General features: G+C 62.0%; 22 protein-coding genes. 12 read left to right on the top strand and 10 right to left on the bottom strand.

Annotation, left to right across the window (positions count from 1 at the left end):
* The first annotated feature begins 6 nt into the window (after nt 1-6).
* Nucleotides 7-771: a phytanoyl-CoA dioxygenase family protein gene (locus DXT88_RS02225; protein WP_265211413.1), complete on the top strand. Its 765-nt coding sequence runs from the start codon at nt 7-9 to the stop codon at nt 769-771.
* Between the two features lie 89 nt (nt 772-860).
* Here DXT88_RS02225 and DXT88_RS02220 read toward each other — a convergent pair whose 3' ends face one another.
* The 3 genes from DXT88_RS02220 to DXT88_RS02210 all read right to left on the bottom strand — a co-directional run bounded on the left by DXT88_RS02220 (nt 861) and on the right by DXT88_RS02210 (nt 5,625).
* Entirely contained in the window at nt 861-2,597 is a 1,737-nt protein-coding gene (locus DXT88_RS02220) for a methyl-accepting chemotaxis protein (RefSeq protein WP_265211412.1), read from the bottom strand.
* Nucleotides 2,598-2,696: 99 nt separating this feature from the next.
* Nucleotides 2,697-3,623 carry an AEC family transporter gene (locus tag DXT88_RS02215; protein WP_265211411.1) on the bottom strand — a complete coding sequence of 309 codons (927 nt, stop codon included), beginning with the start codon at nt 3,621-3,623 and terminating at the stop codon, nt 2,697-2,699.
* A 13-nt stretch (nt 3,624-3,636) separates the two neighbouring features.
* Entirely contained in the window at nt 3,637-5,625 is a 1,989-nt protein-coding gene (locus tag DXT88_RS02210) for a cation:proton antiporter domain-containing protein (protein WP_029363487.1), read from the bottom strand.
* 249 nt (nt 5,626-5,874) lie between these two features.
* Here DXT88_RS02210 and DXT88_RS02205 point away from each other — a divergent pair, with 249 nt between their 5' ends.
* The 9 genes from DXT88_RS02205 (at nt 5,875) to DXT88_RS02165 (ending at nt 12,660) form a co-directional block, all read left to right on the top strand.
* Nucleotides 5,875-6,903, top strand: a complete 1,029-nt coding sequence (locus tag DXT88_RS02205; protein WP_265211410.1) for a KpsF/GutQ family sugar-phosphate isomerase — start codon at nt 5,875-5,877, stop codon at nt 6,901-6,903.
* Entirely contained in the window at nt 6,903-7,454 is a 552-nt protein-coding gene (locus DXT88_RS02200) for a KdsC family phosphatase (protein ID WP_265211409.1), read from the top strand. The genes DXT88_RS02205 and DXT88_RS02200 overlap by 1 nt, the downstream gene beginning before the upstream one ends.
* Nucleotides 7,451-8,062, top strand: a complete 612-nt coding sequence (gene lptC / locus DXT88_RS02195; RefSeq protein ID WP_016834451.1) for an LPS export ABC transporter periplasmic protein LptC — start codon at nt 7,451-7,453, stop codon at nt 8,060-8,062. Before DXT88_RS02200 ends, lptC begins: the two co-directional genes overlap by 4 nt.
* A gap of 63 nt (nt 8,063-8,125) precedes the next feature.
* The gene (lptA, locus tag DXT88_RS02190) at nt 8,126-8,683 is read left to right on the top strand and encodes a lipopolysaccharide transport periplasmic protein LptA (protein ID WP_016834450.1); all 558 of its coding nucleotides are present in this window, start codon (nt 8,126-8,128) and stop codon (nt 8,681-8,683) included.
* A gap of 1 nt (nt 8,684) precedes the next feature.
* Nucleotides 8,685-9,428 carry an LPS export ABC transporter ATP-binding protein gene (lptB, locus tag DXT88_RS02185; protein ID WP_265211408.1) on the top strand — a complete coding sequence of 248 codons (744 nt, stop codon included), beginning with the start codon at nt 8,685-8,687 and terminating at the stop codon, nt 9,426-9,428.
* Between the two features lie 35 nt (nt 9,429-9,463).
* Nucleotides 9,464-10,945, top strand: a complete 1,482-nt coding sequence (locus tag DXT88_RS02180; RefSeq protein ID WP_016834449.1) for an RNA polymerase factor sigma-54 — start codon at nt 9,464-9,466, stop codon at nt 10,943-10,945.
* A 123-nt stretch (nt 10,946-11,068) separates the two neighbouring features.
* Nucleotides 11,069-11,422 carry a ribosome hibernation-promoting factor, HPF/YfiA family gene (hpf, locus tag DXT88_RS02175; protein WP_265211407.1) on the top strand — a complete coding sequence of 118 codons (354 nt, stop codon included), beginning with the start codon at nt 11,069-11,071 and terminating at the stop codon, nt 11,420-11,422.
* A 316-nt stretch (nt 11,423-11,738) separates the two neighbouring features.
* Entirely contained in the window at nt 11,739-12,050 is a 312-nt protein-coding gene (grxD, locus tag DXT88_RS02170) for a Grx4 family monothiol glutaredoxin (protein WP_016834447.1), read from the top strand.
* A gap of 10 nt (nt 12,051-12,060) precedes the next feature.
* Nucleotides 12,061-12,660 carry a UbiX family flavin prenyltransferase gene (locus DXT88_RS02165; RefSeq protein WP_265211566.1) on the top strand — a complete coding sequence of 200 codons (600 nt, stop codon included), beginning with the start codon at nt 12,061-12,063 and terminating at the stop codon, nt 12,658-12,660.
* Nucleotides 12,661-12,704: 44 nt separating this feature from the next.
* Here DXT88_RS02165 and DXT88_RS02160 read toward each other — a convergent pair whose 3' ends face one another.
* From DXT88_RS02160 to DXT88_RS02135, 6 genes are all read right to left on the bottom strand, one after another.
* Nucleotides 12,705-13,463, bottom strand: coding sequence for an SDR family oxidoreductase (locus DXT88_RS02160; RefSeq protein WP_265211406.1), 759 nt, complete (start codon nt 13,461-13,463; stop codon nt 12,705-12,707).
* A gap of 167 nt (nt 13,464-13,630) precedes the next feature.
* Complete coding sequence (locus DXT88_RS02155) at nt 13,631-14,467, bottom strand: ABC transporter permease (RefSeq protein WP_265211404.1); 837 nt, start codon at nt 14,465-14,467, stop codon at nt 13,631-13,633.
* Nucleotides 14,467-15,297: an ABC transporter ATP-binding protein gene (locus DXT88_RS02150; RefSeq protein WP_265211402.1), complete on the bottom strand. Its 831-nt coding sequence runs from the start codon at nt 15,295-15,297 to the stop codon at nt 14,467-14,469. The genes DXT88_RS02155 and DXT88_RS02150 overlap by 1 nt, the downstream gene beginning before the upstream one ends.
* Before the next feature lie 79 nt (nt 15,298-15,376).
* Nucleotides 15,377-15,886 carry a LeuD/DmdB family oxidoreductase small subunit gene (locus DXT88_RS02145; protein ID WP_265211400.1) on the bottom strand — a complete coding sequence of 170 codons (510 nt, stop codon included), beginning with the start codon at nt 15,884-15,886 and terminating at the stop codon, nt 15,377-15,379.
* Complete coding sequence (locus DXT88_RS02140) at nt 15,883-17,163, bottom strand: 3-isopropylmalate dehydratase large subunit (protein WP_265211398.1); 1,281 nt, start codon at nt 17,161-17,163, stop codon at nt 15,883-15,885. The genes DXT88_RS02145 and DXT88_RS02140 overlap by 4 nt, the downstream gene beginning before the upstream one ends.
* A 17-nt stretch (nt 17,164-17,180) precedes the next feature.
* Entirely contained in the window at nt 17,181-18,059 is an 879-nt protein-coding gene (locus tag DXT88_RS02135) for an isocitrate lyase/PEP mutase family protein (protein WP_265211397.1), read from the bottom strand.
* Nucleotides 18,060-18,392: 333 nt separating this feature from the next.
* On the opposite strand from DXT88_RS02135, the gene DXT88_RS02130 reads away from it, so the two are divergent.
* A complete protein-coding gene (locus tag DXT88_RS02130) occupies nt 18,393-19,331 on the top strand; it encodes a MaoC/PaaZ C-terminal domain-containing protein (RefSeq protein ID WP_265211396.1) in 939 nt (312 codons plus the stop codon).
* A complete protein-coding gene (locus DXT88_RS02125; RefSeq protein ID WP_265211394.1) occupies nt 19,321-20,478 on the top strand; it encodes an acyl-CoA dehydrogenase family protein in 1,158 nt (385 codons plus the stop codon). Before DXT88_RS02130 ends, DXT88_RS02125 begins: the two co-directional genes overlap by 11 nt.
* On the opposite strand, the gene DXT88_RS02120 is transcribed toward DXT88_RS02125, so the two are convergent.
* Nucleotides 20,475-21,302, bottom strand: a complete 828-nt coding sequence (locus DXT88_RS02120; protein ID WP_016834435.1) for an SDR family NAD(P)-dependent oxidoreductase — start codon at nt 21,300-21,302, stop codon at nt 20,475-20,477. The genes DXT88_RS02125 and DXT88_RS02120 overlap by 4 nt on opposite strands.

Here is a 21,302-nt window from a genome sequence, read left to right as displayed (position 1 = left end):
CCAGCCATGGAAGCTCCACTCTCATCAGCCCAGATCGAGGCCTTCCGCAGCCAGGGTTACCTGCTGCTCAAGGGCTTCGTTCCGGCAGCCGCCTGCGACGACATGCTGGCGGTAGCCCGTGCCCATGTTCAACAGGCCGTGGCGCCGCTCGAATACGAAGCCGAAGTCGGCTACGCAGGCGCGCCTTCATCGCTCGACGCACCGGGCGGTCGCACGGCGCGACGCTTGCGCGCGGCTTGGCAGCGCGACGATCATTTCCGCGCGTGGGCGTCCAATCCGTCTCTGGTGGCGGCGCTGCATCAGCTGTTCGAGGAGCCGGTCAGCGTCACGCTGGCGCATCACAATTGCGTGATGACCAAGCATCCGACCTTCGGCACGGCAACCGGCTGGCATCGCGATATCCGTTACTGGTCGTTCCCGCGCAATGAGCTGATTTCGGTCTGGCTGGCGCTGGGTCCGGAACACGCCGACAACGGCGGCCTCAAGTTCATCCCGCGTTCGCACCTGTTGCAATTGCAACCGGACCAGATGGACGAACTCGACTTCCTGCGTCCGGAAGTACCGGCCAACCAGGCGCTGTTTGCGCAGGGGATTTCCGTGCCGCTCGAAAAAGGCGACGTGGTGCTGTTCCACAGCGGCCTGTTCCATGCCGCCGGTCGCAACAGTTCGGACCAGGTCAAGGCCTCGGTGGTGTTCGCCTATCACGGCCGCAGCAATGCGCCGATTGCGGGCACGCGCTCGGCGGCGGCGGAAGATATCGCGCTGGATTGACGACGAACTGACTGCTCACAAAAAAGGGGGTTGCCATTGCCGGCAACACCCTTTTTTACGTCCCGAAGAGACGCGTCAAAACTAACGCGTCAGAACTGTTCCCAGTCGTCGTCGTTCGGCTTGACCGCCGCACTCGCGGGCAAAGCCGGTGCAACGGCGGGCTTCGCCGTCCTAGCCACAGTGGCCGCAGGCTTCTTCTCCGCGGTGACCGCTACCGGACGCGGCGTGATGTCGACCGTGCGCACCGGGGTCGACGTCTTCGGCGTCGATGTCAACTGGCGATTGCCGTCCAGCTTGAACACGCTGACCGACTGCGTCAGGCGTTGCGCCTGGTCCTGCAACGATTGCGCCGCAGCGGCGGCTTGTTCGACCAGCGCGGCATTCTGCTGCGTGGTCTCGTCCATCTGGGTGATGGCGCGGTTGACTTCTTCGATGCCCGAACTTTGCTCCTGGCTGGCAGCGGTGATCTCGCCCATGACGTCGGTCACGCGTTTGACGCTGGCGACCACTTCATCCATCGTGACGCCGGCCTGCTCGACCAGCTTGCTGCCCTCGCCGACCTTCTGCACCGAGTCGTCGATCAGGGTCTTGATTTCTTTTGCGGCGGCAGCCGAGCGCTGCGCCAGGCTGCGCACTTCCGACGCCACCACGGCGAAGCCGCGGCCCTGTTCGCCGGCGCGGGCGGCTTCCACCGCCGCATTGAGCGCCAGGATGTTGGTCTGGAATGCGATGCCGTCGATCACACTGATGATGTCGACAATCTTTTTCGACGAATCGTTGATGTTGTTCATCGTCACCACCACCTGGCTGACGACGTTGCCGCCCTCTTGCGCGATCTGCGAGGCCGACGCGGCCAGTTGATTGGCCTGGCGCGCGTTGTCGGCGTTCTGCTTGACGGTCGAGGTCAGCTCTTCCATGGCCGAGGCGGTCTCTTCCAGCGAGCCGGCCTGGCTTTCGGTGCGTGCGGACAGGTCGAGGTTGCCGCTGGCAATTTCACTGGAGGCGGTGGAGATGGTGTCGGTGCTCACGCGCACTTCGCCGACGATCTGCTGCAAGCGGGCGTTCATGGTTTTCAAGGCCTCCATGAGCTGGCCGGCTTCGTCGCGCGAATGCACCATGATGTCTTGCGTCAGGTCGCCGTCGGCCACGCCGCGCGCCACCCGGACGGCTTCATTGAGCGGTCCGGAAATCGCCCGCACCAGCCAGATTCCCATGATCAGCGCGACCGACAATCCGACCACGATGGCGGCGATGGTCAGGGTCAGGAAGGTGTCGTAACGCGCCTGCGATTCGTTGTAGAGCTGCTTGCTGACGTCTTGCTGCAAGCGGGTCAGCTTGGCCATGGTGACGTTGATCTGCTTGAATATTTCCAGCAGCGGACCGTTGTACAGGTCGGTTGCGCCCTGGAAGTCGCGGTTGTGCAGCGCTTCCACAGCGGGTTTGACGCCTTCGGCGATGAACTTCTTCTTTTGCGCGGTGAATTGCTCGGTGAGCTGCTTTTCTTCCGCGGTCAGCGAGGTCGCCAGATAGGCTTGCCAAACCTTCTCGCCGTCTTGCAGCGTCTTCTCAAGCGCATCCATGTTCTTGTCGATTTCGCCGGAGTCGCCGACGATGGCCGTCGAAATGGCGTAGCGGCCGGATTCAACGGCGGTGGTCACCTGCGCCAGTTGCCCGAGTGCAACCACCCTGTCTTCGTATAACGATTTCAATGCGGAATTGGTTTGTTGCAGGCTGGTCAGGCCGACGGCGCCGAACAACGCCAGCAACAAGGACAGGAAACTGACGACAAAAACGAGCCGCGCCTTGATGGAAAAATTCTTGAACATGACAACTTCCTTACAGTCGATTAAGCACCCGGAGTGCCATATTTTGTAAGCATTTCCCGTACCAAGATACGCAAAACAAGGCCCGGCGCAGAGCTTATTTCAACGGATTGAAGGTTGCAATCCCAACCATAGACCAAGCGGCACGAAGATCAGCGCTGCAAGGTTCCCCATGAGCACGATCGACGCCACCTTGTCCGGTTCCTGGCGATATTGTTCCGCCACCATGAAACACAACACCGCCGGCGGCAAGGCGCCGAACAGATACATCTGGCCGCGCTGGCCTGCCGTCAACGGCAACACCTGATCGAGCGCGAAGGCAACGGCCAGTCCGACCAGCGGACACGTCACCGCGCCGACCAGGCCGATGTGCCAGCTCTTGAAACTGATGTCCATCATGCGCACGCCGAGTGCGAACAGCATGATCGGGATGCTGGCCTCGCCGAGCAGCTTCATCGCCGAAAATACCGGCGGCGGCAATGGCACGTGCAAGACCGCGAACAAGACGCCCAGCACCATGGCGACCATGATCGGGCTCTTGAACAGCTTGAGGAAGGATCCGGGACGGGTGGTGATCGCGCGTCCATGCTGCAGCATCCTGATGCCCAGCGAGAAATACACGAAGGTGGCCGCCGTGAACAAGGCCACCGCCGCCGACAGGCTCTCCGGGCCGAACGCCAGCAGCATTAGCGGCACGCCCATGTTGCCGCCGTTGTTGTACATCATCGGCGGCAGGAAGGTGCGCTTGTCGTAGCCCAGCATTGTTGCCACCGGCCAGGCCAGCAGCGCGGAGCCAAGCGAAATGATCACGCTGGCAAGGATCAGCCAGCCATTGTGGGCGAGGTCGAAATCCTTGGCCGACAAGGCGCTGAACACCATCAGCGGGGCCAGCACCTCCATCGATACGCGATTGACCGAGGCCATGTCGGAGCGCACTACTTCGCCGCGCCAGCGCGCATAACCGTAGCCGATGGCGATGATGGCGAAGACGGGAAGGATGATCCCGGTGATGCGTTCAAGGATTTCCATTCAGGTCCGCGATTTACTTTTTGAGGAGGCGTTTTTCGGCGCGCAGGATGTTTTCGCCGGTGCCGCGCAACACCACGATGTCGCCGGTCTGCAAGACGGTGTCCGGCGTGAATCCGACGCGCAGCTTGCCGCGCCTGAGCATGGTGACTTCGGTGTCGAATTGCTCCAGCGCGACCTGATACAGCGTCTTGCCGATGGCGCTGGCGCCTTCGTTGAGCGCGACCGATTGCAGCCGCACGTTGAGGTTGTCATTGTCTTCGGGCACGTCCGAGGCACCGTGGAAATAGCCGCGCAAAGAGGTGTAACGCTCGTCGCGCGCGCTTTGCACGCGATGCACCACGCGGCGCAGCGGCACACCCAGCATCACCAGCGCATGCGAGGCCAGCATCAGGCTGCCTTCCAGCGCTTCGGGGACGACTTCGGTGGCGCCGGCCTCGAGCAGTTTGTCGAGATCGGCATCGTCGTGGCTGCGCACGATGACCGGCAAGGTCGGCGCCAGTTCGTTGGCGTGGTGCAAAACCTTCAGCGCCGAGGGCGTGCTGGCGTAGGTCACCACCAGCGCAGCGGCGCGGTGAATGCCGGCGGCGACGAGACTTTCACGGCGGGCGGCGTCGCCGTAGGAGACATTGGCGCCGGCTTCGCGGGTGTCGTGCACCAGGTCCGGGTCCATTTCCAGCGCGTGGTAGGGAATGCCTTCTTCTTCGAGCAGCTTGGCCAGGCTCTGGCCGCTACGGCCGAAGCCGGCAATGATGACGTGCTTCTGGCTCGACATGGTGCGCGTGGCCAGTTGCGTCAGCGCCAGCGATTGCAGCATCCATTCGTTGGCCGACAGCTTCATCACGATGGCGTCGGACTTGGCCAGCAGGAACGGCGCCGCCAGCATCGACAGCACCATCGACGCCAGGATGACCTGGATCAGCAGCGGATCCATCAGTTGCAGGCCGCCCGCCTGGTTCAGCAGCACAAAACCGAATTCTCCGGCCTGCGCCAGCGCCAGGCCGGTGCGCAGCGCCACGCCGGTGGTGGAGCCGAACAGTTTGGCCAGACCGGCGATCAGCACGAATTTGAGCAGCACCGGGCCGACCAGCAGCAGCAGCACCAGCCACCAGTGTTCCAGCACCAGGTGCACATTCAGAAGCATGCCGATGGTGATGAAGAACAGCCCGAGCAGCACGTCGCGGAAGGACTTGATGTCTTCTTCCACCTGGTGCTTGTATTCGGTTTCGGAAATCAGCATGCCGGCGATGAACGCGCCCAGCGCCAGCGACAGCCCGGCCTTTTCGGTAATCCAGGCGGCGCCGAGGGTGATCATCAGCAGATTCAGCATGAACAGTTCCTGCGAGCGCCGCTTGACGACGATCTGGAACCAGCTGCGCATGAGCTTCTGGCCGAAGAACAGCAGCAGCGCCAGCACCACCAGCGCCTTGATCGAGGCCCAGGCCAGCGTGACGACGAGATTGCCGGAATTCTTGGCCAGCGCCGGCACGATGATCAGCAGCGGCACCAGCGCCAGATCCTGGAACAGCAGGATGCCGAGGATGCGGCGGCCGTGTTCGGTTTCCAGCTCGAGCCGCTCGGTCAGCAGTTTGGAGACGATCGCGGTGGACGACATCGCCAGCGCGCCGCCCAGCGCAAACGCCGCCGGCCAACTGATTTCATTGAGTTGCGGGAGGATGTAGGCAGCGCTCCAGCCGAACACCATGGCCACCGCGATAGTCGCCAGCACCTGCGCCACGCCCAGGCCGAAGACGATGTGCCGCATGGCCGACAATTTGGGCAGCGAGAATTCCAGCCCGATCGAGAACATCAGGAACACCACGCCAAACTCCGCCAGCGCGTGCGTGGTTTCATTGTCGTCGGCAAAACCGAGTCCGTGTGGGCCGATCACGATGCCGACGACGAGATAACCCAGCATCGGCGGCAGATGCATCATCCGAAAAGCGACAACCCCAAGCACTGCGGCGCCGAGTAGAAAAAGAGTGAGCTCTAGTCCTGAAAACATGTAGTGGAAAACGAAGCAATTTTTAATGTGGAGGCCACAAGGCCTTTAAGCCAGAATCATGCCTGCCGCCCATGGATTCCGATCGGTATCGCATTGCAGCATCTCTGCTGCGACCAGCCTGGTCCCCAGGTTTTTCATGCGTTTGCGCCACAGATTGCCGCGCCGGATTCAGCGGCATGGCATCCCTGACGCTACACGAGGTTACATCTGGCAAGTTTTTTGCTTTCGTAATTCGTTTATACTTCGGTTATGAGTGTAACCGAAGCCAAAATCTTGCCAAAATCTTTTTCTGCAGAACGCGCCCAGCGCGCGCTTGAGCTCGCCCGTCAAACCCTCCAGATCGAAGCCGACGCCATCCTGGCGCTGAAATCCCGCATGTCGGACGCCGATGCCGAACCGCTGGCCCGCGCCGTCGGCGTTTTGCTCGAATGCAAGGGCCGCGTGGTGGTCTCCGGCATTGGCAAATCCGGCCATATCGGCCGCAAGATCGCCGCCACCTTCGCGTCCACCGGCACGCCGGCGCTGTTCATGCATCCGGCCGAAGCCGCGCACGGCGATCTCGGCATGGTCACCCCTGGCGATGTTTTCATCGCCATCTCGAATTCCGGCGAGACCGCCGAGCTCATGGCCATCGTACCCATCATCAAGCGCATGGGCGCCTACCTGATCGCCATGACCGGCAACGACGACTCCAGCCTGGCGCGCCTGTCGGCGATCCACCTGAACGTCGGCGTCGCCAAGGAAGCCTGTACGCTCAACCTGGCCCCTACCGCCAGCACCACCGCCACGCTGGCGATGGGCGACGCGCTCGCAGTATCGCTGCTGGACGCACGCGGCTTCCTCGAAGAAGACTTTGCCCGCTCGCATCCCGGCGGTGCGCTGGGCCGCCGCCTGCTGACCCACGTGCGCGACGTGATGCGCACCGGCGACGCCATTCCGGCGGTCAAGCCGGATGTGTCGCTGTCGGCGGCGCTGATGGAAATCACCCGCAAGGGCATGGCGATGACCGCCGTCGTCGACGACGACTACCATCCGATCGGCGTATTCACCGATGGCGACCTGCGCCGCTTGCTGGAGCGCGGTGAAGATTTCACCAAGTCGTCGATTGCCGACATCATGCACCGCGGGCCGCGCACCATCAATCCCGATCAGCTGGCGGTCGACGCCGTCCAGTTGATGGAAGAATTTCGCATCAACCAGGTGCTGGTGGCCGACGCCCAGGGCAAGCTGGTGGGCGCGCTGCATATCCACGACCTGACCCGCGCCAAGGTAATCTGATGACGGATCGATTCAGCAAGGCCAGCGCGGCCGCAATCGCCAACGCCCGGCAAGTCCGGCTGATGATTTTCGACGTCGACGGCGTGCTGACCGACGGCGGCCTGTATTACGGCCCGGAAGGCGAACCGGTCAAGCGCTTCAACGCGCTCGACGGCCACGGCATCAAGATGCTGCAGCAATTCGCAGGCATCGCCACGGCCATCATCACCGCGCGCCAATCGCCGATCGTCCTGCGCCGCGCCAAGGACCTGGGCATCGCCCATGTGTTCCAGGGCGTGCACGACAAGCGCGTCGCGTTTGCGCAGTTGCTGGAACAAACCGGTATCGCGATGTCTGCCTGCGGCTACCTGGGCGATGACGTGATCGATTTACCGGTGCTGACCAAGGTTGGCTTCACGGCCTGCGTCGTCAACGGCCATCACGACGTCAAACAACGCGCCGACTACATCACCGAGAGCGCCGGCGGCAACGGCGCAGCGCGCGAAGTCTGCGACTTCATCCTGACCGCGCAAGGCTATTACGAGGCGGCCCTGGCCGCTTACCTGGCATGAGCAACCGCAGCGGCGAACGCTCAGCGCAGCGCATCCGGCTGATCGTCATCCTGGTGGTGCTGACGGCGCTGGCGCTGGGCAGCTTCTGGGTGCTGCAAGTCATGCGGCGCAATACCGACGACACGCTGGCCGCGCGTCCGCGCAGCAAGCCGGATTATTACGTTGAAGATTTCAGTTACGTGAAGATGTCCGAGACCGGTCAGCCGCGCTACGACATCACCGGCAAGAAGATGGTGCATTTCCCGACCGACGATTCGTTCGAAGTGACCTTGCCCGTCATCACCAGCCTGACCAAGGAAAAGCCGCCGATGACCCTGCGTTCGCAGCGCGCCAGAATTGAAGACGACAACAGCAAGATCCACATGTATGACAACGTCAACGCCGATCGCTCTGCGTTCGGCACTGCCGAAGACATGCACCTGAAAACCGAATACCTTCTGTTGCTGCCCGATGAAGACATCGCCCGCACCGACAAGCCGGTGGAAATCACGATGGGGCAATCCATCATGACCGGCACCGGCATGATCGCCAACAACGCGACGCAGGAATTTCAATTGCTCCACAATGTGCGCGGCACGTACCAGCCGCGCTCACGTCCGTCCCGTTAGCCGTTAGCCCTCAGCCCCTATCGCCAATTGGCACAATCAAACGAGATACTTGCGCAGGATCCTATGAAAACGACATCCCTACTGCCGCTGTTTACCGTGCTTCTGATGAGCGTCGCCGGCATCGCCCGCGCCGAACGCGCCGACACGGAAAAGCCGACCCGCATCGAAGCCGAGCAAATGGTGTACGACGACGTCAAGCAGGTGAAGACCTTCACCGGCAACGTCGTGCTCACGCGCGGCACGCTGCTGATCAAGGCCGGCAAGGTGGTGCTGACCACCGACCCGGCCGGCTATGAATTCGCCATCCTGTACGCAGCGCCGGGCCAACTGGCGAGTTTCCGCCAGAAGCGCGACGGCGGTCCGAACCTCTGGATCGAAGGCCAGGCCGAACGCATCGAATACAGCGAGAAGACTGAAATCTCGAAACTGTTTACGCGTGCCCATATGCAGCGCATGGACGGCCCGCGCGTGACCGACGAGGTCAACGGCGAGTTCATCTCCTACGACAGCCGCGCCGAGTTTTATTCGGTCAACAACACCAACACCGGCGAAAGCAAACCCGGCGGCGGTCGCATCACCGCGATCATCCAGCCGCGCGTCGATTCTTCGAAGGGCCAATAACATGGCGATCAGTTCTCTGGTTGTACGCGGATTGCAAAAAAGCTACGGCGCGCGCCAGGTCGTGCGCGATGTCTCGCTCGAGGTCGCCAGCGGCGAAGTGGTCGGACTGCTCGGCCCCAACGGCGCCGGCAAGACCACCTCGTTCTACATGATTGTCGGCCTGGTGCCGTCCGACGGCGGCGAGATCGACCTCGACGGTTCGGCGATTTCGCGCTTGCCGATCCACGAGCGTGCGCAACTCGGCCTGTCCTATCTGCCGCAGGAAGCCTCGGTGTTCCGCAAGCTCAACGTGGAAGACAACATCCGCGCCGTGCTGGAACTGCGCAAGGAAGACGGCAAGTCGCTCAGCCGCGATGAAATCGAAGGCCGCCTCAACAGCCTGCTGCACGAATTGCAGATCGAGAAGCTGCGCGAAAGCCCGGCGTTGTCGCTGTCCGGCGGCGAACGCCGGCGCGTCGAGATCGCGCGCGCGCTGGCGACCGATCCACGCTTCGTGCTGCTCGACGAACCGTTCGCCGGTATCGATCCGATCGCCGTGATCGAGATCCAGCGCATCGTGCGCTTCCTCAAGGAACGCGGCATCGGCGTGCTGATCACCGACCACAACGTGCGCGAAACACTGGGCATCTGCGACCGCGCCTACATCATCAATCAGGGCACCGTGCTGGCCAGCGGCAGCCCCGACGACATCATCGCCGATGAATCCGTGCGCCGCGTGTATCTCGGCGAACACTTCCGCATGTAATCTGCACGCAATTTTTGCGGCCAACTGAAAACTGAATGAAACAATCCCTCCAGCTTCGCACCTCCCAGCATCTCGCATTGACGCCGCAGTTGCAGCAGTCGATCCGTTTGCTGCAGCTGTCGACACTGGAGCTGCATCAGGAACTGGAACAGATCCTGTCGGACAATCCACTGCTGGAACGCCTCGACGACGCGCTCGACAATTCCGTGCGGCTGCTGGCCGACGGCGCCCTCAGCAGCTCGCCTTCGGCGCAGGCCGAGCCGGTCGAGAACAGCGCGCCCAGCGCCGCGCCCGCTGAAGGCGAAGCCGGCGATCCGCAGGACAGCCCGGCCGGCGACGAGCATGCCGGCAGCGACGCCGACTGGAGCTTCGACGACGTCGCCCGCACCGGCAAGACGCCCGACGACGAAGACTCGCGCCCGCAACTCGAAGCGCACGACGTCACCTTGCGCGAACACTTGCAGGAGCAGACCCGCCTCACCGTACGCAGCCTGCGCGATCGCGCATTGATCGAGCTGATCGTCGATGCGATTGATGACCACGGTTATCTCGAAGAGCCGCTGGAAGAAATCCACGCACGCCTGCCCGAAGAACTGGAAATCGAACTTGACGAACTGACCATTGCGCTGAAGCTGCTGCAGAGTTTCGATCCGGCCGGCGTCGGCGCGCGCAGTGCTTCGGAATGCCTGGCGCTGCAGATCCGGCGCCTGCCGAAAGTTGCCTTTGTCACACGCCGGCTCGCGCTCACCATCGTCGAGGATTATCTGGCGCTGTTCGCCCAGCGCGATTTCAACAAGATCAAGAAGGCGCTCGGTTGCGACGATGAAGACCTGCGCGAGGCGCAAGCCGTGATCCGCCAGTGCCATCCGCATCCCGGCGCGGTGTTTGCCTCGGGCCGGTCCGACTACGTCGTGCCCGACGTGATTGTCAAAGCATCCAAGGACGGCTGGCAGGTTTTGCTCAACCATGACGTGATGCCGCGACTGCGCGTCAACGCCATGTACGCCAATGCGCTCAAGCAAACCAAGGGCGACGGATCGCTCGGTTCGCAGCTGCAGGAAGCCAAGTGGCTGATTAAAAATATGCGTCAGCGCTTCGACACGATTTTGCGTGTCGCCCAGGCAATTGTTGAGAGGCAACGCAACTTTTTTTCACATGGCGCAGTTGCCATGCGCCCCCTTGTGTTGCGCGAAATAGCTGATACACTAGGTCTACACGAGAGCACTATTTCTCGTGTAACGACTCAGAAGTACATGCTGACCCCGCATGGCATGTTTGAGTTGAAATACTTCTTCGGCAGCCACGTCGCAACAGAAACCGGAGGTGAAGCTTCCTCCACTGCGATACGGGCTCTCATCAAACAACTGATAGGAGCAGAAGACCCTAAGAACCCACTCTCTGATAGCAAGATTGCAGATATGTTGGCGGAACAGGGCATGGTGGTGGCGCGACGGACCGTCGCGAAATACCGCGAAGTGCTCAAAATCCCGCCGGTGAATCTCCGCAAATCTCTGTAAGTTTTTCTGAAGCAAAGCATCGTTGCTGTGTTCTGTTGAGTTCGGGTGTTTTGTTCTGGTGCTGCCTGCAAGCAACCGGACAATGCGTAAGAACCTCCAGCAATCTCACGATAGGAGTGCTGTATGAATCTGACCATTAGTGGCCATCACCTCGATTTGACCCCCGCCATCCGCGAGTACGTGCAAAACAAGCTGACGCGCATCAAGCGCCACTTTGACCATGTGATCGACATCAGTGTCATTCTCAGCGTAGACAAGCTGACCGAAAAAGAAAAACGCCAGAAAGCAGAAATAAACGTTCATATCAAGGGGAAAGACCTGCATGCCGAGAGCATTGCACACGACCTGTACGCCGCCATTGACATGCTGATCGACAAGCTGGATCGCCAGGTCATCAAGCACAAGGACCGCGTACAAAACCATCACTCGATGGCAAAACGCCTGCCGGAAGAACCGGTTTCCGCAACTGCCTCGTGATAGCCAACTAGCCGGCGGACTGGACCGGCAACAGAAAAAGGGCGCGCAAGCGCCCTTTCTTGTTTTCGCGGCATGACTTTATTGGTTTTTTTCAAACCCTTTCAAATATTCCAAGATCTTTTACGGAATATTTTCCGCCTGCCTCCCAAGCCTGTCTTGCAATCCCGCAAATCATTTACATGTTGGTCACAGCAGGCCAGAACATAAACCGCGCCGTGTTGCCTGAAAGACATTCCCTGCACAACGGCACTCTCCCAACGCACGCGCCCGCTTTTTCATATAATGGCGGCATTGCGAACTTTTTGAAGGTGTAGTCATGAGCGAAGTCCAATCCTGGATCAAGGAAACCGTTACCCAAAACCCCGTCGTGCTGTTCATGAAGGGCACGGCGCAATTCCCGCAATGCGGCTTCTCGGGCAAGGCGATCCAATTGCTCAAGGCCAGCGGCGCGGAAAACATCGTGACCGTCAACGTGCTGGAAAGCGCCGACGTGCGCCAGGGCATCAAGGAATACTCGAACTGGCCGACCATTCCCCAGCTGTACGTCAAGGGTGAATTCATCGGCGGCTCCGATATCCTGAGCGAAATGTACGAATCGGGCGAATTGCAAACCCTGTTCAAGGACTGATCTCCTGTCCATCGCTACAAATTCCACGCCGCCCCGCCAACGCCTGATCGTCGCCATCACCGGCGCGACCGGCGTGGCGTACGGCGTGCGGCTATTGGACGTGCTGCGCGAGGCGAATGTGGAAACCCATTTGCTGGTGTCCGAAGCCGGTGTGCTGAACCTGCACCAGGAACTCGACATGAGCCGCAAGGACGTCGAAGCGCTGGCCGATGTGGTCCATCCGGTGCGCGACGTCGGCGCCTCGATCGCCAGCGGTTCGTTCGCCTCGTCGGGGATGATCGTTGCGCCCTGTTCGATGAAGACGCTTGCCGCCATCGCCAACGGCCTGTCCGACAATCTCATCTCGCGCGCCGCCGACGTGGTCCTGAAAGAACGCCGCCGCCTGGTGCTGATGGTGCGTGAAACGCCGTTCAATCTGGCCCACCTGCGCAATATGACCAGCGTTACCGAAATGGGCGGCATCATCTTCCCGCCGCTGCCCGGCTTCTACCACCGCCCGCAATCGATCGCCGAAATGATCGATCACACGCTGGGCCGCGTGCTAGACCTCTACGACATTCCGCATGCGCTGACGCCGCGCTGGGCCGGTCTGAAAAATCAGCCGACATAAAAAAACGCTGCCTGAGGCAGCGTTTTTGTTTGCGGAAGAATATCTTAGCCGCGGCCGATGAAAGGCATCTTCGTCGCCATCACCGTCATGAACTGCACATTGGCATCCAGCGGCAGGCTGTCCATGTAGAGGATCGCCTTCGCCACATGGTCGGCATCCATGGTCGGCTCAACCTGGGTCGATCCATCGGCCTGCAAGGTGCCCTTCTTCATCAGCTCGGTCATGTCGGTCGAGGCATTGCCGATATCGATCTGGCCGCAGGCGATGTCGTAGCGGCGACCGTCCAGCGAAGTCGACTTGGTCAGGCCGGTGATCGCATGCTTGGTCGCGGTGTACGACACCGAGAACGGCCGCGGCGCGTGCGCCGAAATCGAACCGTTGTTGATGATGCGGCCGCCGCGCGGCGACTGTTCCTTCATGAGACGGAACGCCTCCTGGGTACACAGGAAAACGCCGGTCAGGTTGATGTCGACTGCCGACTTCCACTGCTCGTAGCTGAGTTCTTCCAGCGACATTGGCGGCGCGAAGATGCCGGCGTTGTTGAACAGCAGATCGAGGCGACCGAATTTCTCCCTGGTCTTGGCAAACAGGTTCTTCACCGAAGCCGGATCGCTGACGTCGGCCGGCACCACCAACGCATTGGCGCCGAACTCGCCAGCCGCCCTGACGGTTTCTTCCAGCGGCTGCTGGCGACGGCCGGCCAGCACGACGGCATAACCGTCACGCAGCAGGGCCAGCGAAATCTGTTTGCCGATGCCGGAACCGGCGCCGGTGACCAATGCGATTTTCTTCGGTGCTGCCATCTTCTGTGCTCCTCTGTTTTCCTGGAAATGGGATGTGCCGTGCGCGCCAGTAGGTGCGGCACGGTCTTGTCGAGCGTTTTACTATAGCAGCTGTCGCAGCGCGGGGAGATGAAGTATTTTCAGCTGAGCCGGAACCGGATCTTCCCTGATCGGCTATGCTTGCGCATTCAGACGGTTGGAATCCGCGAACTGTCAGCCCAGAACAAAGCCTTGCGTTGCAAGAAACTCATCAGCACATGCAGACACACGCCGATCGCCGACAGCACGAACAGCGTGGCGAACACGCCCGCGGTGTCGAGGTTGACGTTCATCTGCATGATGGCGTTGCCGAGTCCCTTGCGTGAGCCGAGGAACTCGCCGACGATGGCGCCGAGAATGCTGAAGATGATCGCGATGTTGAGTCCCGCGAAGATCATCGGCAGCGCGCCCGGCAGGCGGACCATCGTGAAAATCTGCCAGCGCGTCGCACGCAGCGAGCGCATCAGTTCCAGCCGCGCCGGATCGGTCGAGCGCAAGCCGCTGATGACGTTGACCAGGATCGGGAAGAACGCAATCGTCGCCGCGATGATGACCTTGGACGTCATGCCAAAACCGAACCACATGATGAACAGCGGCGCCACCGCAACCTTGGGCGTGGTCTGGATCGCGATCAGGTAGGGATACAAGGTCTTCTCGGCCAATGGAAATTGTGCGATCAGGCCGCCCAGCACGATGCCCAACAAGGCCGCCAGAAGGAAGCCGAGCATGGCTTCACCGAGCGTGTACAGCGCGTTGTCGAGATAGCTTGTATTGACCAGCGCCAGCGCGATATTGGACGGCGCCGGCATGATGTAGATGGGGATTTCAAAGCAGCGGATGATCGCCTCCCACACCACTACCACGGCGACAAATACCGCGGGGATCAGCAGCAGTTCGGGCCGCGCCTTGAGCGTGCGGCGCAGGCTGAAAGAAGCAGGCGCCGGTGTAACCTTGGCAGCGGCGGCGCTGATATGGATGCGTTCCATCAGATGAATCCCTGTGTATTGAACTGGCTGCGGATGCGCTTGCTGTACACGCCGAAGGCGTCGGTCGACATGATGTCGAGACCGCGTTCGGCGGGCAGGTCCACCGTGACCAGGTCGGCGATGCGGCCCGGACGATTGGACAGCACCATCACATGGGTGCCGAGGAAAATCGCTTCCGGAATCGAGTGCGTCACGAAGACCACCGTCTTGCCGGCCTTGCGCCAGATGCGCAGCAGCTCCAGGTTCATCACCTCGCGCGTCATGGCGTCGAGCGCGCCGAAGGGCTCGTCCATCATCAGGATGGAAGGATCGTGGATCAGCGAGCGGGCGATGGCGACGCGCTGCTGCATGCCGCCCGATAATTCGTTCGGATAACGATGGGCGAAATCGGCCAGGCCGACCATGTCCAGCAATTCCTGCGCACGCACGCGGCTGGACGCCATGTCAAGGCCGAGCACCCGCGCCGGCAGCAGGACGTTTTCAATGGCGGTTTTCCACGGCAGCAGCACCGGGCTCTGGAACACCATGCCGATGTCGCGATGCGGCTCGTGCACTTCTTCGCCGTTGACCTTGATCGAGCCGGCCGAGCGCGGGATCAATCCGGAAAGCAATTTGAGCAAGGTCGACTTGCCGCAGCCAGAGGGGCCGACGATGGTCATGAATCCGCCTAGCGGCACCGACACCGAAATCGGGCCGAGCGCCTGCACCTTGCCGCCGTCGTGGGTGGCGTAGGTTTTTTCCAGCGCCTCGACGACAATCGCCGCGCGACCGTTCACGGCGTTTGCTTCCTGGCTGAATGGCGTGTCTCGCACGATCGACATAACTGACATCCGGTTGACTCCTGAATGGCAAGCATCATAGAGCAAATCACTACCGAGCAAATGAATACTGCATCGGGCAAATCTGAACCTAAGTGGTCAACTGCGACTTCACGAATTCGAGACCGCCGCCGGCATTGACAATCTCCTGCAGGAACGGCGCCAGCGGCTCCACGTGCATCTGCTTGCCGCTGGTCGCGTTGAAGATCGCACCGCGGCTGAAATCGATGTCGAGCCGATCGCCGTCGTTGATGGCATCCAGTACATCGGCACCAGCCATCAGCACCGGCACGCCCATGAAGATCGCCAGCCGGAACGGCCCGCGCGACAGCGAACGCACCAGCAGGCCGACGCCGAGCGCCTTCATCGCCAGGAAGGGATGGCTGTGGTTGCTGCCGTGGGCGAAGTTGCGGCCGGCCACGATGACGTCGCCGGGTTGCGCCTGCTGCGCAAACTCCGGCCGCACTTCGGCCAACAGGTGATGGCGCAGCATGCGCGGATCGAACTCGAACACGTGGCGCGCCGAAATCAGCTGGTCGCTGGAGATGTCGCTGGAAAATTTCCAGGCGCGGCCGCTGCTGGTTTTGCCGGCGGCGCTCATGCTGCGCCTCCTTCTACATGAGTGGCATAGGCGCGCGGATCGGTGATGTGGCCGGTGATCGCGGACGCCGCCACCGTCATCGCGCTAGCCAGGAAAATCTCGGCCTCGTTGCTGCCCATGCGGCCCGGGTCGTTGCGCGTGCTGGTGCTGATGCGGCGTTCGCCTGCAGCGAGTTGCGCGATGCCGCCGAAACAGGGACCGCAGGTCGATGGCGAAATGGTCGCGCCGGCGGCGGTGAGTTCGGTCAGCAGGCCTTCCTGCAAAGCCTGCTGAAAAACTTGCTGCGTTGCCGGGATCACCAGCAGGTGCACACCGGCATGCACCTTGCGGCCGCGCAGAATGGCGGCGGCGGAACGGATGTCTTCAATCGAGCCGGATACGCAGGACCCGATATACGCATGCTGGATGACGATGCCGGACATCGCCTGCGCTTCGCGCACGTGGTTGGGCGACGGCGGGATCGACACGCGCGGCGTCAGCGTCGACAGGTCGATATCGATGGTCATCGCGTACTCGGCGTCGGCGTCGCTGTTGATTGACTCCGGCGCTGGCAGATCGGTCACGCCATGCGCGCGCAGGTAGCGCAGATAATCGATGCAGCGCTGGTCGACGGCGGCGATGCCCGACTTGGCGCCGGCGTCGACGCACAGGCCGCAGATCGTCATGCGCTCCGGCACCGACAGCGTAGCCAGGCCTTCGCCCTGGTATTCGATGACGCGATAGCTGGTGGCTTCGTCGTCGAGTTGCTGCATGGTCGCCAGCACGATGTCGCGCGCCGCCACGCCAGGGCGGCAGGCGCCATGCAGGCGCACGCGGATGGTCTCCGGGACCTTCATCCAGATCTGGCCGGTGGCCAGCACCATCGATACTTCAAAACCGAACGGCACCGACAAGGCGCCGACCGCGCCCAGGCCGGGCGCATGGCTGTCGGCGCCGGCGGCGAACATGCCCGGCGCCACCAGGCCCTGCTCCACCATCAATGGATGCGTAATCCCGACGCCATCGAAGAAATGACCGACCGACCACTCCTGCGCCAGTTGGCGCGTGAGCTTGTTGCGCTCGGCGCCGGCGACGCTGTGCACCGGCACTTCGTGGTCGATGATGACGGCGACACGTTCGGGATGCGCCAGTTTCGTGACGCCGATTTCGCGGATGCGTTTGATATAGGCGGAGAACGATACTTCCGGCGCCGTCACCAGGTCCGGACTGGCCCAGATGATTTCGCCGTGCTGCACGCTGTCCTTGCGGCTGGTGCGCGCAAGGATTTTCTGCGTCATGGTCGCGCCCATAGCGGTCAGCTCTCTTCGTTCACTTGTGTCGCCAGTTCTGCATCGAAGGCGGCGGCGCGTTCCACGCCGACCAGCCGTCCGACGTCGGCGAACTGCGCCATGCCGTCGACCAGTTGTACGGTGTCGCCGCTGGCGAACATGCTGCGCAACATATCCTGCTGCGCCTTGAATGTGGTCTGGATCAGCGACAGCGGATACAGCGACATGGCGAAACCGGCGGCGGCAAGTTGCTGGCGCGTGTAATTGGGACGAACGGTTTCGGCAGCGACATAGATCACCGGGATCTTCACGCTCGACGCCACCGCTTCCAGCTCGACCGGCGTGCTCAGCGAGGGCGCCATGACGGCGTCGGCGCCGGCGCGTTCCATTGCCTTTGCGCGCGCGATGACTTCGTCGAGGCCGTAGATGGTCATGGCGTCGGTGCGGCCGATGATGACGAACTCGCTGCTCTTGCGCCCGGCACGCGCGGCTTTCAGGCGCAGGGACATTTCTTCGATCGGCACCAGTTTCTTGCCGGCCATGGCGCCGCATTTCTTGGGCATGATCTGGTCTTCCAGATGCAGTCCGGCGATGCCGGCTTTTTCGAACGCGCGCACGGTTTCAACGATGTTGGCGGCGCCGCCGTAGCCGGTGTCGGCGTCGACCAGTACGGGAAGCGACACCGCTTCGGCGATGCGCGTCGCCTGCTGCACCATGTCGGTCATGGTGAGCAGGCCGATATCGGGCTTGCCGTAGCTTGAGGCGAGCGAAAATCCGGTCATGTAGGCGGCTTCAAAGCCGGCCTGTTCGATCAGCAGGGCGCCGAGCGCGTCGTAGCAGCCCGGCACCGGCACGGCGCCGCCGCGCGCCAGCATGGCGCGGATCAAAGTCCCTGGATGTTGCATCTGGTCTCCGTTGGTCGCGTGTAAATCAGGTAGCGAGTCAGAAATCGACTCAGCTCCGTACTTTACCTGCAACACGCCCGGCCCGCACATGTTGCCGTGCGGCGCCCGTCACTCATTTTTCACTTCTGGTTGACTTCAATTAAATATACTTAGTAGTATGTATATGTCAAGGACGATTCGTCAATTCCTTAGCCGCATTGCGGCACCTTCCGACGCGGCGCACGTTATCACCTTTGTCACCGTCATCAGCGCCGACAGCTTCCATCGCCCTGCCGCAGCAGTACCTGGTTCATGTCCGCAAGTGCTCACCCTGTCCATCCCAGACGAGGCCACATGACGATCGACTATCGCAAGCTGATGCACTGGAAGATTCCCATCGCGCGCCAGCACGTGCGCCCGCAGGATTGCATCCTGTACGCACTCGGCGTCGGCCTCGGCGCCGATCCGCTCGACCGGGATCAACTCCATTATGTGTATGAAGAAGGCCTGCGCGTGCTGCCCACCATGGCGACGGTGCTGGCCTATCCCGGCTTCTGGATGAAGATGCCCGACACCGGCATCGACTGGACGCGCGTGGTGCACGCCGAACAGCAGGTGATCGTGCACAAGCCGCTGCCGGTCTGCGCACGCCTGATCGGCGATACACGGATTGTCGATATCGTCGACAAGGGGCCGGACAAGGGCGCGCTGATTTACCAGGAACGCGTCGTCACCGAAGAAGACAGCGGCGAACCGGTCTGCACCCTGCGCATGACCACCATGTGCCGCGGCGACGGCGGCGTACAGAACATGCCTGCGGCCGCCTCCGGCCACCTTCATCCCCCGCCCGCGCCGTTGCCGGAACGGCCGGCGGACTTCTGCATCGACCTGCCCATCCTGTCGCAGGCTGCGTTGATCTACCGGCTGTCGGGCGATGGCAATCCGCTGCATGCCGATCCCGAAGTGGCTCTGCGCGCCGGCTTCCCGCGCCCGATCCTGCACGGCCTGTGCACCTTCGGCATGGCCGGCCATGCCTTGCTCAAGGCGCTGTGCTGGTCGCCGCAGCCCGAACTCCGCATGGACATCAGGTCGATCGGCGCGCGCTTCTCGGCGCCGGTCTATCCGGGTGAAATACTGCGTACTGAAATCTGGCGCGAGGGTGAAAATGGCAACCGCATCGCGTTCCGGTGCAGCGTTCCGCAACGCGGCGTGGTGGTTCTCAATCATGGTGCAGCCGTCATCGCGTCACACGCCGAAACAAAAGTCCGCAAGGAAATTCTCCATGACGCTTGACCAGCAAACCCGCAAACAATTCGTCGCTGCGGTGGAACGCTTCGTCGCCGAACGCCTGTTGCCGAACGAGGCGCTGGTGGAAGAACAACGGCGCGTGCCCGACGACATCCTCGGCGAAATGGCGGCGCTCGGCTTGTTCGGCCTGAGCATTCCGGAACGTTGGGGCGGCCTCGGACTCGGCATGGAAGATGAAGTCGCGGTGCTGATCGCATTGTGCCGCGCCAACCTGTCGTTTCGTTCCGCCATCGGCATCAACAACGGCGTCGGCTCGCACGGCCTGCTGACTTGCGGCAGCGACGCCCAGCGCGAGCGCTACCTGGCGCGCATGGCCGCGGGGGAGATGATCGCGGCGTTCTGCCTGACCGAGCCGGACTGCGGCTCCGATGCGGCCGCACTGCGCACCAGCGCGCGCCTGGACGGCGACGAGTGGGTGCTCAACGGCGTCAAGCGCTACATCACCAATGCGCCTTCGGCCGACGTCTTCACCGTGATCGCGCGCACCGATGCCGACAGTCGCGACCATCGCGGCCTGTCCGCCTTCATCGTGGAACGCGGCGCACCCGGCCTGAGCATCGGCAGCACCGACCGCAAGATGGGATTGCATGGCTCGCACACGGCCGACGTGATCTTCAGCGACTGCCGCATTCCCGCCGACGCCATCATCGGCGAGCCGGGACTCGGCTTTACGCTGGCGATGTCTTCGCTCAACCGCGGCCGCCTCGGCATCGCCGCCGCCGCCATCGGCACCGGCCGTCGCCTGATCGAAGAAGCGCTGGACTACGCCACCGAACGCCGCGCCTTCGGCGAGCCGATTGCACAGCATCAATTGATACAGGCGATGCTGGCCGATTCGGAAACCGAGTTGCTGGCCGCGCAGTGCATGGTCGAATATACGGCGCGCCGCTTCGACCAGGACCTGCCGGTGGTCAAGGAAGCCTCGTGCTGCAAATTGTTCGCCACCGAAACGGCGGGCAAGGTGGCCGACCGCGTGCTGCAGATCTTCGGCGGCGCCGGCTTCATGAGCGATTACCCAATCGAACGCATCTATCGCGATGTGCGCGTGATGCGCATCTACGAGGGCACCTCGCAGATCCAGCAACTGCTGATCGCGAAGCAGATGCTCAAGGAGCATGCACTGAGGGGTTAAGGTCTTCCTCCGCCGCAGATCACGATTTGCCCGCTGATGTAGTTCGACTCCGGAATGCAGAACAGATACACCGCGCCCGCCGCTTCAGCTGGCGTGCCCGCGCGGCCCATCGGGATCAGCGTTTCCAGGTTCTGCATCAGTTGCTGGTTGACGCCGACCTTGATCTCGTTACCCGAAATATTGATGGTGGCGTCGTCACCTGCGGTCGCTTCGGTCAGGCGCGTCTTGATCAGGCCGAAGGCGACGCTGTTGACGTTGACCTTGTAGCGTCCCCACTCCTTGGCCAGCGCCTTGGTGAGGCCGTTGATGGCTGACTTGGCGGCGGAATAATTGGCCTGGCCGGCGTTGCCCATCACGCCCGACACCGACGAGATGTTGACCACCTTGCGGAACACTTCGACGCCTTGTGCAGTTTCTTCCTTGGCGGCGCGGCGGAAATATTCCGACGCCGCGCGCAGGATGCGGAACGGCGCCGTCACGTGCACCGCCATGATGGCGTCCCATTGTTCGTCGGTCATTTTCTGGATGACGTTGTCCCACGTGTAGCCGGCATTGTTGACGATGATGTCGAGGCGGCCGAAGCTGTCCAGTGCGGTGTCGATGAACCGCGTGGCGAATTCGGGCGCCGTGACGTCGCCGCAGCAGGCCGTGGCGCGACCGCCGGCGTCGACGATTTCCTGGACGACGCCGGCGGCCATTTTTTCATCGAGATCATTGATGACCAGGGCCGCGCCGTCGGCGGCCAGCTTGAGAGCAATCTCGCGGCCGATGCCGCGGCCGGAACCGCTGACGATGGCGACCTTACCTTCCAGTTTCTTGTTCAT

This window comes from Herbaspirillum lusitanum, assembly GCF_026127345.1.
In the GTDB taxonomy this organism is placed as follows: Bacteria; Pseudomonadota; Gammaproteobacteria; order Burkholderiales; family Burkholderiaceae_D; genus Herbaspirillum; species Herbaspirillum lusitanum.
Note: the sequence above shows the minus strand (reverse complement) of the source record. Positions and strands in the feature narration are given on the sequence as shown.

Excerpts from the sequence above, each read along its gene's own strand:
- DXT88_RS02225 (WP_265211413.1), top strand. The coding sequence starts at position 7 with ATGGAAGCTCCACTCTCATCAGCCCAGATCGAGGCCTTCCGCAGCCAG.
- DXT88_RS02220 (WP_265211412.1), bottom strand. The coding sequence starts at position 2,597 with ATGTTCAAGAATTTTTCCATCAAGGCGCGGCTCGTTTTTGTCGTCAGT.
- DXT88_RS02215 (WP_265211411.1), bottom strand. The coding sequence starts at position 3,623 with ATGGAAATCCTTGAACGCATCACCGGGATCATCCTTCCCGTCTTCGCC.
- DXT88_RS02210 (WP_029363487.1), bottom strand. The coding sequence starts at position 5,625 with ATGTTTTCAGGACTAGAGCTCACTCTTTTTCTACTCGGCGCCGCAGTG.
- DXT88_RS02205 (WP_265211410.1), top strand. The coding sequence starts at position 5,875 with ATGAGTGTAACCGAAGCCAAAATCTTGCCAAAATCTTTTTCTGCAGAA.
- DXT88_RS02200 (WP_265211409.1), top strand. The coding sequence starts at position 6,903 with ATGACGGATCGATTCAGCAAGGCCAGCGCGGCCGCAATCGCCAACGCC.
- lptC (WP_016834451.1), top strand. The coding sequence starts at position 7,451 with ATGAGCAACCGCAGCGGCGAACGCTCAGCGCAGCGCATCCGGCTGATC.
- lptA (WP_016834450.1), top strand. The coding sequence starts at position 8,126 with ATGAAAACGACATCCCTACTGCCGCTGTTTACCGTGCTTCTGATGAGC.
- lptB (WP_265211408.1), top strand. The coding sequence starts at position 8,685 with ATGGCGATCAGTTCTCTGGTTGTACGCGGATTGCAAAAAAGCTACGGC.
- DXT88_RS02180 (WP_016834449.1), top strand. The coding sequence starts at position 9,464 with ATGAAACAATCCCTCCAGCTTCGCACCTCCCAGCATCTCGCATTGACG.
- hpf (WP_265211407.1), top strand. The coding sequence starts at position 11,069 with ATGAATCTGACCATTAGTGGCCATCACCTCGATTTGACCCCCGCCATC.
- grxD (WP_016834447.1), top strand. The coding sequence starts at position 11,739 with ATGAGCGAAGTCCAATCCTGGATCAAGGAAACCGTTACCCAAAACCCC.
- DXT88_RS02160 (WP_265211406.1), bottom strand. The coding sequence starts at position 13,463 with ATGGCAGCACCGAAGAAAATCGCATTGGTCACCGGCGCCGGTTCCGGC.
- DXT88_RS02155 (WP_265211404.1), bottom strand. The coding sequence starts at position 14,467 with ATGGAACGCATCCATATCAGCGCCGCCGCTGCCAAGGTTACACCGGCG.
- DXT88_RS02150 (WP_265211402.1), bottom strand. The coding sequence starts at position 15,297 with ATGTCAGTTATGTCGATCGTGCGAGACACGCCATTCAGCCAGGAAGCA.
- DXT88_RS02145 (WP_265211400.1), bottom strand. The coding sequence starts at position 15,886 with ATGAGCGCCGCCGGCAAAACCAGCAGCGGCCGCGCCTGGAAATTTTCC.
- DXT88_RS02140 (WP_265211398.1), bottom strand. The coding sequence starts at position 17,163 with ATGACGCAGAAAATCCTTGCGCGCACCAGCCGCAAGGACAGCGTGCAG.
- DXT88_RS02135 (WP_265211397.1), bottom strand. The coding sequence starts at position 18,059 with ATGCAACATCCAGGGACTTTGATCCGCGCCATGCTGGCGCGCGGCGGC.
- DXT88_RS02130 (WP_265211396.1), top strand. The coding sequence starts at position 18,393 with ATGACGATCGACTATCGCAAGCTGATGCACTGGAAGATTCCCATCGCG.
- DXT88_RS02125 (WP_265211394.1), top strand. The coding sequence starts at position 19,321 with ATGACGCTTGACCAGCAAACCCGCAAACAATTCGTCGCTGCGGTGGAA.
- DXT88_RS02120 (WP_016834435.1), bottom strand. The coding sequence starts at position 21,302 with ATGAACAAGAAACTGGAAGGTAAGGTCGCCATCGTCAGCGGTTCCGGC.